The 12,752-nt window shown below is 39.6% G+C and carries 20 protein-coding genes; 17 read left to right on the top strand and 3 right to left on the bottom strand.

All coding sequences use genetic code 11. The features are described 5' to 3' along the window. The first annotated feature begins 62 nt into the window (after nt 1-62). The 5 genes from U2P91_RS14015 (at nt 63) to U2P91_RS13995 (ending at nt 3,363) form a co-directional block, all read left to right on the top strand. Nucleotides 63-485: a DUF4145 domain-containing protein gene (locus U2P91_RS14015; RefSeq protein WP_322519818.1), complete on the top strand. Its 423-nt coding sequence runs from the start codon at nt 63-65 to the stop codon at nt 483-485. 147 nt (nt 486-632) lie between these two features. Next, a complete protein-coding gene (locus tag U2P91_RS14010; RefSeq protein WP_322519817.1) occupies nt 633-1,394 on the top strand; it encodes a hypothetical protein in 762 nt (253 codons plus the stop codon). A gap of 84 nt (nt 1,395-1,478) precedes the next feature. Continuing rightward, nucleotides 1,479-1,841 carry a hypothetical protein gene (locus U2P91_RS14005; protein ID WP_322519816.1) on the top strand — a complete coding sequence of 121 codons (363 nt, stop codon included), beginning with the start codon at nt 1,479-1,481 and terminating at the stop codon, nt 1,839-1,841. A 5-nt stretch (nt 1,842-1,846) separates the two neighbouring features. Then, on the top strand, nt 1,847-2,848 hold the full coding sequence (locus U2P91_RS14000) for a hypothetical protein (protein ID WP_162624515.1): 1,002 nt from the start codon (nt 1,847-1,849) through the stop codon (nt 2,846-2,848). A 155-nt stretch (nt 2,849-3,003) separates the two neighbouring features. Beyond that, the gene (locus U2P91_RS13995) at nt 3,004-3,363 is read left to right on the top strand and encodes a DUF4180 domain-containing protein (RefSeq protein WP_111888629.1); all 360 of its coding nucleotides are present in this window, start codon (nt 3,004-3,006) and stop codon (nt 3,361-3,363) included. Nucleotides 3,364-3,416: 53 nt separating this feature from the next. On the opposite strand, the gene U2P91_RS13990 is transcribed toward U2P91_RS13995, so the two are convergent. Genes U2P91_RS13990 through U2P91_RS13980 form a run of 3 tightly spaced genes read right to left on the bottom strand, consistent with a single transcriptional unit; the run spans nt 3,417 to nt 4,949 of the window. Further along, on the bottom strand, nt 3,417-3,764 hold the full coding sequence (locus tag U2P91_RS13990; protein WP_162624516.1) for a hypothetical protein: 348 nt from the start codon (nt 3,762-3,764) through the stop codon (nt 3,417-3,419). Next, nucleotides 3,761-4,411: a class I SAM-dependent methyltransferase gene (locus U2P91_RS13985; RefSeq protein ID WP_242988502.1), complete on the bottom strand. Its 651-nt coding sequence runs from the start codon at nt 4,409-4,411 to the stop codon at nt 3,761-3,763. The genes U2P91_RS13990 and U2P91_RS13985 overlap by 4 nt, the downstream gene beginning before the upstream one ends. Continuing rightward, a complete protein-coding gene (locus U2P91_RS13980; protein WP_111888631.1) occupies nt 4,389-4,949 on the bottom strand; it encodes a PadR family transcriptional regulator in 561 nt (186 codons plus the stop codon). The genes U2P91_RS13985 and U2P91_RS13980 overlap by 23 nt, the downstream gene beginning before the upstream one ends. 135 nt (nt 4,950-5,084) lie before the next feature. On the opposite strand from U2P91_RS13980, the gene U2P91_RS13975 reads away from it, so the two are divergent. The 12 genes from U2P91_RS13975 to U2P91_RS13920 all read left to right on the top strand — a co-directional run bounded on the left by U2P91_RS13975 (nt 5,085) and on the right by U2P91_RS13920 (nt 12,739). Continuing rightward, nucleotides 5,085-5,672, top strand: coding sequence for a GrpB family protein (locus U2P91_RS13975; protein ID WP_111888632.1), 588 nt, complete (start codon nt 5,085-5,087; stop codon nt 5,670-5,672). Nucleotides 5,673-5,819: 147 nt separating this feature from the next. Beyond that, nucleotides 5,820-6,338: a GNAT family N-acetyltransferase gene (locus tag U2P91_RS13970; protein WP_111888633.1), complete on the top strand. Its 519-nt coding sequence runs from the start codon at nt 5,820-5,822 to the stop codon at nt 6,336-6,338. Between the two features lie 46 nt (nt 6,339-6,384). Then, on the top strand, nt 6,385-6,921 hold the full coding sequence (locus U2P91_RS13965) for a nitroreductase family protein (protein ID WP_111888634.1): 537 nt from the start codon (nt 6,385-6,387) through the stop codon (nt 6,919-6,921). A gap of 77 nt (nt 6,922-6,998) precedes the next feature. Next, nucleotides 6,999-7,670, top strand: a complete 672-nt coding sequence (locus U2P91_RS13960) for an epoxyqueuosine reductase (protein ID WP_111888635.1) — start codon at nt 6,999-7,001, stop codon at nt 7,668-7,670. Nucleotides 7,671-7,927: 257 nt separating this feature from the next. Next, nucleotides 7,928-8,494: a DUF4256 domain-containing protein gene (locus U2P91_RS13955; protein ID WP_111888636.1), complete on the top strand. Its 567-nt coding sequence runs from the start codon at nt 7,928-7,930 to the stop codon at nt 8,492-8,494. Nucleotides 8,495-8,623: 129 nt separating this feature from the next. Then, entirely contained in the window at nt 8,624-9,070 is a 447-nt protein-coding gene (locus U2P91_RS13950; protein WP_111888637.1) for a DUF6194 family protein, read from the top strand. A gap of 38 nt (nt 9,071-9,108) precedes the next feature. After that, nucleotides 9,109-9,816, top strand: a complete 708-nt coding sequence (locus tag U2P91_RS13945) for an alpha/beta hydrolase (RefSeq protein ID WP_111888638.1) — start codon at nt 9,109-9,111, stop codon at nt 9,814-9,816. 33 nt (nt 9,817-9,849) lie between these two features. After that, on the top strand, nt 9,850-10,596 hold the full coding sequence (locus U2P91_RS13940; protein WP_111888639.1) for an AAA family ATPase: 747 nt from the start codon (nt 9,850-9,852) through the stop codon (nt 10,594-10,596). Between the two features lie 423 nt (nt 10,597-11,019). Continuing rightward, nucleotides 11,020-11,253, top strand: coding sequence for an AbrB/MazE/SpoVT family DNA-binding domain-containing protein (locus tag U2P91_RS13935; RefSeq protein ID WP_111888641.1), 234 nt, complete (start codon nt 11,020-11,022; stop codon nt 11,251-11,253). Continuing rightward, nucleotides 11,250-12,086 (top strand): ABC transporter ATP-binding protein, encoded by an 837-nt coding sequence (locus tag U2P91_RS13930; RefSeq protein WP_111888642.1) that lies wholly within the window; start codon nt 11,250-11,252, stop codon nt 12,084-12,086. The genes U2P91_RS13935 and U2P91_RS13930 overlap by 4 nt, the downstream gene beginning before the upstream one ends. A gap of 7 nt (nt 12,087-12,093) precedes the next feature. Beyond that, on the top strand, nt 12,094-12,258 hold the full coding sequence (locus U2P91_RS13925) for a hypothetical protein (protein WP_242988504.1): 165 nt from the start codon (nt 12,094-12,096) through the stop codon (nt 12,256-12,258). Further along, nucleotides 12,233-12,739 (top strand): ABC-2 transporter permease, encoded by a 507-nt coding sequence (locus U2P91_RS13920; protein ID WP_242988505.1) that lies wholly within the window; start codon nt 12,233-12,235, stop codon nt 12,737-12,739. Before U2P91_RS13925 ends, U2P91_RS13920 begins: the two co-directional genes overlap by 26 nt. The last annotated feature ends 13 nt before the right edge of the window (nt 12,740-12,752 follow it).

Below are 12,752 nucleotides of genomic sequence, written 5' to 3'. Positions count from 1 at the left end.
CTTGATTTTACTGGGGTTTTGAGACTTTCTCACACAGTTTTTTATGACTTAGTGTAACCTAGATGCAAAGTTCACATAAATATTATATAGATCAAGCTTTTCGGGCAAAATCTGTTAATGCATTGAGTGCATCGATGGCAATGTATCGTTCTGCACTTGAATGGGCTTTGTATGAACAAGGTTATCGAAATGGTATGTTAGGTGGAAAAATATTAGCTCTTGAAAAGGAAATTAATGATGGTAAAGCGCCTAAATGGGCGATGGACATGCCACCAGTATTATTAAAGGCAATTAAAGATATTGGAAATGGTGCAATCCATACTAATGGTGGGGATATCATGAAGCAAAAGGAAATCGACAAAACGTTAATAGAACTTGTGGATGTAGTTTTTGCCGAACTGCTTGATGTTGTTTATGAGCAACCGCTGAGGAGAACCGGTAATCTATCGAAGTTGCAGAATATTGCTAGCAAATTAAAACTATGAAATGAGAATATTTAACATTTTGTATAAAAAGTATAAATCTCAACAAAAAGAACCAAGTACGTTAATGGTCACTGCTTGAGGATGTTTATAATAAGTAACCAGACGAGATGAATTTTGTTAGAATAATTCAAAAGAAGGAGTGAGGTCATGAAGGTATATCGTGAAAATGAAACTATATACTTTTCAAAGGATGGTATAGAAAAGTTGGGGTATACCAATTACACCCCTGAACTATGGGATATCATCAGTAAAGTAACTTGGACTGTGAAAAATGATGCGATGGGAACCCCTAAATACATTAAATCAAATCAGCTAAAAAAGACACTGCATCAAGTCGTGATTGATTACTATTTTTCAGAAGAAGTCCGTAAAGATGCCTATAGTAAGGAGTTTATTATTGAACATCTTGATAATGAGAGGTTCAATTGCAAAATATCAAATTTATATTTCTTAAAGAAATTAACTAATACATATAAAGGCTGGTATTTTGATAAGAAAAGCCAAGAGTCCATCCCTATTGTTTCAGTAAAAATGTTCCACATTATCGAAACTCAGCGTTTTCAGATTACAGCTGCATTCAATTATCCTTTTACAAACCCCGAAACAGGAAATATACTTAGTGTTATAAAATTGTTGTATGATACACCTTATGGAATTGTATTTCAAGATGCGGAAACTCTTCTAAATTCTATTTTAGACATCATGAAGTTGGATGTTATCGAATTGCGAAAAATACTAAGGTTTAAAGATATAAAAATCGAAGAATATGAGCACATCCAATCTTCTGGAGATAACATTACATTGAAAAGTGGTAACTGCGTTATAAAAGATGGAAAAGCATATATTATTCAGGAGTTTGATGATAATATGGAGCTTATTTCTAGTGCTTATGAAAAAGATTGGGCATAGTAGCCTGAAATAATACTAAGGAGAAGAAAAACATGCCACGTGAGATGTTTTCACGGGATAAAAGCGATTGAAAGGAATCGAAGGATGAAAAATAAGTTAGAAATGCTTGGATTAAATACTGAATTTGAAGAACTAAATATACATAATTTTCAAGAAGAATCTTTTCAGAACAATGTTTCTTTTCTTGATTTCGATGCGGTAATTATTGGTGCAAATTTTATTAGTAGTTCTTATTCTGAATCAACGACTAGTCCTTATCAAAATAAACGTTTGCTTTCTCAATATGCATCATGCCAAATCAAAGAAGACTTTGCCAGAATAAAAGAGCAATTAGTCGAATTGCTTAAACAAGGAAAAAATATTTTTATACTTATAGGTAGAAACGAAAACTGCTACGTTTATACGGGTGAAAAAAATATAGTGCTACGGGTAAAAATGCTCGTTTAACAAATATGGTTGAAGAATTTGATATGTATTCTTTTTTACCAATAGAATTTTCAGTAACTCATGTTTATGGCAATAAGTTTGAGATATGTGCAAAACAGCCATATTTTGATTTCTTTAAAACAGCTAAAGAATCATATCAATATGCAGCATATTTTAATGCTCCTACTCAGAATACCTTATTGAAAATTCCAAAGAGTGACCGGGCTGTATCAGCTGTTTTTGAATATGAATCGGGAAGAATAGTATTATTGCCGATGCCCTATTATGAAGCAGATTATGAGAACAATGATTATTGGGAAAAATATGGGAAAATTTACTTAAGTGAATTATTTAAATTAAATGATAAATTAAGTTCATCTATTAATGACTACGTATTACCTGAATGGGCGAACAATTTCTTTATTCTCAATGAAGATGAAGAATTAGAAAAGCTCAATAAAGAGCGTGATAAACTTACTAAAATTCAAAAGGGAATAGATAAACGAGAAAATGTGATAAGTATCATCCAAAGATATAAAACGCTTGTCACATCTAGTGGAAATCAATTAGAAGAAATCGTGAAAGTAGTCCTTTCGGAAATAGGCTTTAGAATGTTGGATGCTGAACAAGGTCGAAGCGATATAATAGCCGAATATAAAAATATAAATATAGTCGCTGAAATTAAGGGAGTTACTAAAAGTGCTGCTGAAAAGCATGCCGCTCAACTCGAAAAATGGGTTGCCATGTTTATTGAAGATAATGAGCATTCAGCTAAACCGATTCTTATTGTCAATGGATACTGCGATACACCTTTATTTGAGCGACGGGAAGATGTCTTTCCCAATCAAATGCTTAAATATGCTGAAGCAAGAAATCATTGCTTACTCACAACTGCTCAATTATTGTGTTTGTATATAGAACTAAAGAAAAATCCATCATGTTCTGATGAACTAATTCAGGAATTGTTATCAACTGTGGGAAAATATCCCCGGTATACAAAACCAGAGGACTATCTTTTATCTCAATAAGAGTCCTATTGATGGTTTCTATAAAAGCAGCCAAGATGACTAAAGCGTAACAACGGAATCACCATGCCTATTGAATTCTTCACAGATTTTCATTAACTTAGTCTAAAATTAACATGTTTGTGTCAGAACCAGAATTAAAACCAACGGAGGAAAATATGCAAATAGAAACACTAAACAATAACGGCCAGAATATCGCCTATGTCCATACAACTACACTGATCCTTACCGATGTCCAGTCGGCGTTGGATTTAATGGCAACGGTTCGCTATGAAACCGAATGTGATGCGATCATTATAGATAAAGAGGCATTAACAGAAGATTTTTTTGATTTAAAAACCCGGCTTGCCGGTGAAATTATCCAGAAATATGTGAATTACGGCATCCGACTGGCAATCATTGGTGATTTTTCCGGGTATACAAGCAAGGCGCTGAATGATTTTATTTATGAATCCAATCAGGGTAAACATCTGTATTTCGTTTCAGATGTGGAAGAAGCGCTGAAAAAACTCCGATAAGATTCATAAACAGTCAATACGATTGACCCAAAGACCGATCAGGCTTGCATTTTTTATATCAAGTGATAAACTAAGTAAAAAAACAATAAATACCACAGAAATTTGACAACCATGTTCTCGAGATTTCCGTTTTGAAATCCTGGGGGAAGCCAGGCTCGAAAGCCTGACTTATCAGGGCGGTAGCGTTCTTTTTTAACTTTCGGTTTTTTTAATGCCATTTCAAGTTCAGCTATGGTTTGATATTGCTGGCTGGGGTCCATATGGATGCACTTTTTTATCACAGCGGCCAAGCTACCGACCGCGACGGGTCCCTGGTTAGGAAGCTGCCCGGTTAACAGCTCATGAAACAGAATCCCAATACCATAGATGTCGGTGGTTTGCATGGATTTAAAAAACTTCACTTCTGACCGGTGATGCAAAGACCAAAGAAATCCCCGATTGCCGTGGCTTGGTGGAGGCTGGAATGACGCAGAAGCTCGGTGATTTCTGAAACGGTATAGGCGGCATTTAATGAGGTAATCAGTCCCGGGCGCATTTCCGTGGGCCGGGTGGAAAGATAGACCATTGTCCGGATCAGCGGATTGACATCACGGCGCAAGTCGGTGATGCAGTAACGCCCACCGGGACGAAGGACGCGATAAATTTCATCAAAGGCGCGAATGGGGTTTTCCCATTCATGGAGAGAACCGTTGGAAATAACCGTATCAAAGCTTTCATTCTCAAAGGGCATTGCAATACAGTTCCCCAGCACATAGCGAGCGGAAATGCGGTATTCGGCAGCATTTTTTTCGGCGAAATGGATCATCGCGGGACTGATTTCGCAGCCAGTTAGGGATATCGGGTGAACCTTCTTAGCTAGTTCCAGCCCCACATAGCCGGGCCCGGGTCCGACCTCCAGAATATCACCGCCCCGGATGCCCGAAGCAATCATATCGTTCACACCGTTAAAGCCTTTATCCCGCATACGGCGGGCAAATAAATCAAAGGTTTCGACCGTAATCTCATTTTGAATGCCTTCGTTGGTTTCAATAACTCTTGTTTTTATCATCTGTGTTAGCCTCCTTTAAGGTATTTAATGATTCTTCGGCCCAGCTAAGCTCGGCCTGATAGTGGCGAATATGATGCTTGAAAATAATATCGGCAGAGGTTCTATAGTCTTTTGGGATATTTGCTAAAGTTTCGTTGCAGTGAATGGTAAGCATTTCAAGGGTTTTCTTCAGGTTGACGATATGCTGACTAAGACTGTCCATCAAGGCACTGTGGTCAAGGGAGTCAGAAAAATAAAAAGTGCCATCAATGTCAAAGATCGGACGGTAATTAATCTGCAAACTTTGGTGAAGCAGCTCCTTAAACTTGTCTTCGCCAGCACTATTTACTTGATACACGGTTTTTTCTGGACGAGCACCTTGTTTGTCACGGCTAGCAAGAATTAGCCCTGCAGCCTCCATTTTTTCAAGATGGTAATACACGGTGGGTAGTTTAATCTGGGTGAAATCCTCCAGCTGTTCAGCAATCAACTTTTTTATCTGGTAACCGTGTTGAGGGCCGAAGCGCAGGAGAAGCCCAAGAATGTATAACGGGATCATGTAATCACTCCTTTTTTAAATAGTCAGTGCTGACTATAATTATACTCAGCACTGACTATTTGTCAAGTGATAATTTTATGATAAATTATCACTTAGAAGAGTGTACGTTGAAAATCCGTCGGATGAGGTGAAAGCATGAAAAAAGAATTATCAGAGATGTCATTAGAAGAATTGTGGGAGTTGTTTCCGATTATTTTAAAGGAGCACAATCCCCAATATAAAGAATGGTTTGAAATTGAGGAAAGACAGCTTTTAAGTTTTAGTAAGAGCCAGGATATAAAGCGAGTTAGCCATATTGGGAGTAGCGCGGTGAAGGGTTTGATTGCCAAGCCGACCATTGATATCTTATTAGAAGTTGAGAAGAATTGCAATATTACAGCGTTAATCGAAAACCTGATGGTTAAAAACTGGATCTTGATGTCAAGTGCATATGAGCCGGAGTTGAGACTTGCATTCAACAAAGGTTATACCCCGGATGGATTTGCAGAAAAGGTGTACCATCTTCATGTCAGGTATTCGGGTGATTGGGGAGAGTTGTATTTTAGAGATTATTTATTAGATCATGCTGATGTTGCCGTCGAATATGGAAATCTTAAATTGAGTTTGGTGAAAGAATTTGAGCACAACAGAGATGGATACACAGCGGCAAAAACAGAGTTTATTGCGCGTTATACCCAAAAAGCGAAGAGAGCGTATGCCGGCAGGTACACCCCCTCAGAATAACAACAAAAACGTCCCGGTAAATTGACTACAAAACGGATGCGGGCGTAGGGATAACAATTCGGGTTGTGATTAGCTCGGGAGGTGCGATATAATAAAATCTGATCCATAAAAGGGATCGGATTTTTTTATGGTTAAGCGGAGGATAAAATGATTCGTATTAGAAAATGCACCCCGGATGATGCAGTGGAAGTGCAGCAGATTGGCTGGAAAGCTTATCAAGAGACTTTCGCTGCGATGAATAGTAAAGAAACAATGGATGCTTATCGAAATGAAGCATTCAAGATCGGTAAAATAACGGATGAACTCTTGAATCCCGCCTCCTGTTTTTATTTCGTGGAAGTAGAGAGGCAACTCGCAGGTTGTCTGAAAGTCAATGAGTCTTTAGCCCAAACCGAACTTCAAGATCCGTTATCCCTTGAAGTCGAACGAATTTATGTGTTACAGGCTTTTCAAAAAATGGGATTAGGGCGTCGTTTAATGGATCAGGCGATGGAATTCGCTTTGGAAAAGGGTAAAAAATACCTATGGTTGGGTGTTTGGGAGAAAAATTGCAAGGCAATCCAATTTTATAAAAAACTGGGATTTGTAAGGATAGGGATCCATGATTTTGTGATGGGTGATGAAATCCAAAAAGATTACTTAATGCGAAAAGATTTGGTCGGATAATTGAGAAACAATTATCATTATTGAAAAAAGGTGGAGGAAAAAGTTGATGTTCTACGACCAGTTAAAAACCAGAAGAAGTATCCGTAAATTTAAGAACCAGGCAGTTGAACAGGAAAAGATTGATGCCATTTTAAAAAGTGCACTGCTGGCACCCTCATCGCGGGGCAGACGTCCCTGGGAATTTATTGCCGTCACTGATCGTGACCGGCTTTCGCAGTTGGCTCTTTGCCGAGAACACGGAGCAGCTTTTTTAGCAGGAGCACCGTTGGCAATTGTTGTGGCCGCCAACAAGGAACTATGTGACGTTTGGATTGAAGATGCTGCGATTGCAGCAATTCTGATTCAATTAGCCGCCCACGATTTAGGTTTGGGTTCATGCTGGATTCAAGTTAGGGAGCGATTTCAGACAGAACAAAAGAAGACGGAAGATTATATAAAAGATATCCTTTTAATCCCCGCGCAGTACGCAGTTGAATGCATCATTGCGATTGGTTATCCGGATGAAGTGAAAAAACCTCATGAAGAAAATGAATTGCACTATGAGAAGGTCCATTTTAATCAGTTTAAAACAGATATGAAGTAAGATGCTAGAAAAATATTTTCACATTAGAAGCACCTCTGATTTAAATTACGATCGGAAAAAAAGACAAGGAGGGTAAATTGAAAGAGTCAATCAGAAAAAGAATTTTGGACTTGGGCGCAGATGTGTGTGGGTTTGCAAGTATTGAACGATTTATTCAGGCCCCGGAGGGATTTCATCCGTGCGATCTTTATCCCGATTGCAAAACTGTAATCGTATTTGGCTTTGCTCTACCGAAAAGCCTGTATGAGGTTAAACCGGATTTGTTATATGGACATTTTAATTATCTGACCATTCCGAAAGTGGATCAGATAGCAATGATGACAGCGAGAATAATCGAAGATGAATATCGCGGCACAGCCGTGCCAGTGCCTTGCGATAGCCCTTACGATTATTGGGACAGCAAAAAAATGGAGGGACGCGGATTAATCTCCATGAAACATGCGGCTGTCAATGCCGGGATTGGAACCTTGGGTAAGAATACTTTGTTGCTCAATAAAAAATTCGGGAACCGCCTAACCGTCGGTGTAATTCTGTCAAATCTCAAATTAGAATCAGATGACGATGCCGAATCTCTTTGCATAGAGGGCTGTAATCGCTGTTTAAAAAGCTGTCCGGTTCAAGCACTGGGTGAGGGTTCCGTCATTCAAAAGTTATGCCGAAACAATGCCTATGGAACAACAGCAAGAGGCTTTGAAACAGTTTCGTGCGATACCTGCCGCAGCGTATGTCCTAAGCGATTTGGGGAATGAGCGAATGCGAAGCGGGTTTGGGCGACAATGAATAAAGCACAGCTATGTGAAGATAAATTATGAAATGCGTTTTCGGGTTGCGGCAAGTCCGATCAACTGGATAACAGGAGAGGAAAAAAGGATGCTTGAGGTTGTTTTAATGACAGTGCAAAGGAGCAATGGCGATATCGTATGAAGCGGAAGAAAATCCAATGACTAAGCAAGATTCCCCATAGAATAGGATAGAAGTTTCAATAACTTAACGAGGAGGTTTCATGATGCAAAATGAAAAAAGGGAATTACCCTCAGAACGGTGCGAAGAGCTATTTAGCCTTTTGAGTGCCCGTTTTGATAAAAATATGAGCCGTCATCAAGGTTTAAACTGGACTGAGATTCAGGCAAAGCTTGACGTTAAGCCAGAAAAATTGTGGTCACTAAGTGAAATGGAAGAAACTGGCGGGGAACCGGATGTGGTTGACTATGACCAGGCTACGAAAGAATTTATTTTTTTTGATTGCTCGCCAGAAAGTCCGAACGGCCGTAGAAATATTTGTTACGATCGTGATGCGTTAGCGTCACGGAAAGAACATAAACCGGAGAATAGTGCCATTGATATGGCAACCACGATGGGTATTGAGCTTTTAACTGAAGAACAATACCGGGAATTGCAGAAGCTGGGAGATTTCGATACTAAAACATCGAGTTGGGTGAAAACACCCCCTGAGATCAGAAAAATTGGCGGGGCACTTTTTGGCGATCGCCGTTACGACCACGTCTTTATCTATCACAACAGTGCCTCTTCTTATTATGGGGTCAGAGGCTTTCGCGGGGTGCTAAAGGTCTGAACTTTACGCAGACGAAGTCATGGTGGTATGAAGAGAAACCAATTGAAATAAAATTTAGAGGTGTTGTTCATGTTAATATCGAGGACAGAGTAGCATGTGAATAAGTGTTAGAAACCGAGGAAAGTGTTGATGAAAGTAGATCAAATATTACATTATTGCACAGAATATTTAAGCGACACTGTTTTAGTAGAGAGCTGGGGTGAGAAAGGAATATTTTATAATCCTAATCATGCCTTGAAGCGTGGCGTTTATGTACTGACGGTGAAAGAAAAAGATGGAGCCAATGATAAAGGCTCTAATTTAAACCGAGATGGAATTTTTAGGGTGAATATGGGATTGCGAAAACAAACATTTTTGGAATTGTTTGGGAGTATCCCGGCCCGTCCGGCAGCCGGTGAGGTTGTTAAGATGGAATATGATTTTACTTTATTGGATACGATTTTACCCCATCCCGTATATGCCTGGATGGGATGGATTAGCATTCTGAACCCATCAGAAGATACCTTTGAGAAATTAAAACCGCTAATTGAGGAATCCTATGCGTTTGCCACGGAAAAATTCAAAAAAAGAAAATAAGTATCCAATTTAATAAAAAGACATACTTAGGGGGTAAAATGACAAATCAAAAATTAACGATAGATGGTATTCCAGCGATTATTTGGGGCGAGAATTCCCCTAAAGTATTTATCGCCGTACACGGAAATATGTCAAACAAATCCGATGATGTCATTGTGATATTGGCAGAAAAACTAACACAATTAGGATATCAGGTGCTTAGCTTTGATCTGCCTGAGCATGGCGAACGTCAAAATGATAAAACGCCATGCAAGGTTTTATATTGCGTAAAAGATCTTTCTGCCATTATGGAATATGCAAAAACAAAATGGAATGAGATCAGTTTGTTTGCCTGCAGTATGGGGGCGTATTTTAGTTTGCTTGCCTACAAAGATGTTGATTTGAAGCAGTGCCTATTCCTGTCACCAGTTGTCGATATGGAGCGTATTATCAATAATCTGATGTCGTGGTTTAGTATCAGCGAGGCACAGTTACAAGCTGAAAAAGAAGTTTCGACCCCGATCGGGCAACGATTATATTGGGATTATTATTGCTATGTTAAGGAACATCCCATTAGTTCCTGGAAAAAACCAACTGCAATTCTTTATGGCTCAGCTGATGATTTATGTGAATTCGATACGGTTTCAAACTTCGCACAGCACTTTAATTGTGATCTAACCGTAATGAAACATGGTGAACATTATTTTCATACGGAAAAACAATTGGCTTTTTTTAAGCACTGGATAGAAAACCATATCGTTGTTTAAATCGAATTCAATCAATTTGGAAAGGAGCCTCAATTGGAACGAAATTATATCGGCAGTGTGCGACTCAGTTCGCCGGTGGAAGAAGATTCCTATCTTCACCGCCTGATGGTGGTACGCCATTTGAAACAGATGAAAGAGCTGCCTTTCCGCAAATCGGTGACTTTTTTAGTCGGCGAAAACGGCACCGGAAAGTCAACCTTGTTGGAAGCGATTGCCGTGGCTTTTGGCTTTAATGCTGAGGGCGGCACCCGTAATTGTAACTTTTCAACCAGCGCTACCCATTCCGATTTGTATCGTCACTTAACCATTTCGCGGAGCGCTTATCCCAAGGATGGTTTTTTTTTAAGAGCCGAAAGTTTTTACAATACGGCCAGTTATCTGGATGAGGTCTATAAAGAGGAATTCCGGAACCAGTTTCAAACCGCCTACGGCGATCGGTCGCTGCATAACCAGTCCCACGGTGAGAGTTTTCTGGCACTGGTAGCCAACCGCTTCAGCGGAAACGGAATTTATCTGCTGGACGAGCCTGAAGCAGCGCTTTCGCCCAGTCGACTGATGACCCTGTTGGTACATATCCATGCATTGGTACAGCAGAATTCCCAGTTTATCATTGCCACGCATTCCCCCATTCTGATGGCCTATCCGGAAGCAGAGCTATATCAGTTATCCGAAGAGGGCATCCACTCGGTGGATTATCGAGAGACGGAACACTATCAGTTGACGCGCCGATTCCTTGAAAATCCGGAAAAAATGCTGCATTATCTGCTGGCAGAGGAGTAGGAGCAATGAGTTTAGCGGATAAGCAATATTTTATAACTAAATCATACCTTTTCAAAGAAATAGTATGATAATAAAAAAATGGAAGGGTGTGGTTTAATTTTTATGAAACATGCTGGCGTAAATACTGGGGTTAGAGCCTCAGGCAAAAACACCCTGCTACGCAATGCAAAATTTGGGTCAGACCCAAAGAAAAAAGAGAAAAACAAACCCTTAAGCTTAAAACTGCCAAAGGCTCGTGATTGCGTGACCTTCAGGCAGTTTTTTTATTGAACAGCTAGAGTCAGGATACTGTTGCGAAATTTACGGGGGCTTATTATTTTATATTTAAAAAGATGATTGACAAAACCATGGTAAAGGAATATCCTTATGATAAGTAGTACAAATCATACTTATTATACTTAACGCATTGAATGGAGGAAAATAATGACTCAGCCAAAAGGAAAATATGCCTGGACTGTTAAGGTCGGTGAAAAAGGGCAGATTGTCATTCCAAAAGAAGCAAGGGATGTCTTTAATATTAAACCAGGCGATACATTGATATTGCTGGGAGATGAAGAACAGGGGATTGCGATTCCCCCTAAAAATATGTTTGCTAAAATTTCACAAATGGTTTTTGGTGGAAGCGGTTCTGACTCAGACCAGAGTGATGGGAAATGAGCGTTCTGGCGGTTAATAATTTACGCAAAAAATACGATCAATTTGAACTGGATAATGTTTCTTTTGCATTGGAACAGGGCACCATCACTGGTTTTATTGGACGCAACGGTGCCGGCAAGACCACAACACTTAAGGCATTGCTGAACTTTGTTCATCCGGACGGGGGTGAGATTTTATTTTTTGGGAAGGGTTTTAAAGCGAGTGAGTTTGAAATCAAGCAAAGAATCGGCTTTGTTTCAGGGGGAATTAATTATTATCCCAAAAAGAAGATCAAAACAATTACAGCAACAACCCGGCGTTTTTATGAGAATTGGGACCAACAAGCCTATCAGCTTTATATGAAACGCTTTGAACTGGACGAAAATAAAACCCCCGATGAATTATCCGAAGGGATGAAGGTAAAATATTCGCTTGTTCTGGCACTTTCACATCATGCCGAGCTATTAATTCTAGATGAACCCACAAGCGGTCTTGATCCGGTTTCAAGAGATGACTTACTCGATATCTTTTTAGGACTCTTACAAGAGGGGATCACCATTTTGTTTTCGACCCATATTACCTCGGATCTCGATAAGTGTGCGGATAATATCATCTATATCCAGAAGGGTAAGGTGTTGGCTAACAGTGATATGGCATCATTTCTGGCACAATACAAAGTTCTGGAATTTTCGGATGAGCAACTGACCGATGATTTAAGACCAAAACTGATCGGATACAAACAGACTAAGCACGGCTATCGGGCACTGATTAAAGCGACAGATGTTAGTCATATCAATGAAAACGTGACCGATGCAGATTTGGAAGCGATTATGATTCATATGGAAAAGGAGTGATATCGCAATGAATAATCTGCTCAACAAAGAATTTAAGCTGGCGATGCACCCGACCGCACTTATTTTTTTATCCCTGTCAGCAATGATGCTGATCCCGAATTATCCCTATTATGTGACGTTTTTCTACACCAGCCTGGGGATCCTTTATGTGTTTAAGCGGACGGGAGAATAATGATATATTCTATACCATGACACTCCCGGTTCGCAAAAAAGATATTGTCAAATCACGCTTCTTATTTGTTGCCATTATTCAGATGGCCCAGGTTTTAACGGCCATCCCTTTTGCTTATGTGAGAAGCTTATATGATATGCCGGGAAATCTTGTCGGGATTAATGCCAACACGGCATTTTTCGGGTTATCTTTTGTAATAATGGGACTCTTTAATTTCGTCTTTTTTATCAAGTATTATAAGGATACCAACAAGGTTGGGGCCGCCTTTGGCTGGGGCAGTCTGGTGATGGCGATCTTTATGATCATTGCCGAAACAAGTACCCATGTGGTGCCATTTATGAAAAATTATCTGGATACGAATGATCCGGAGTTTATTCAATATAAGTTGATGGTATTAGTCGTCGGCATCCTCTCATACTGTCTGCTGACATTTGCGGCTTACAAAAAATCAGTTATTTCCTTTGAAGCGTTGGATTTGTAGGTGACAAATTGAT

It is taken from the genome of Acetobacterium sp. K1/6, from assembly GCF_034438075.1.
Taxonomy (GTDB): domain Bacteria; phylum Bacillota; class Clostridia; order Eubacteriales; family Eubacteriaceae; genus Acetobacterium; species Acetobacterium carbinolicum.
This window is presented reverse-complemented; position numbering and strand designations above follow the sequence as displayed.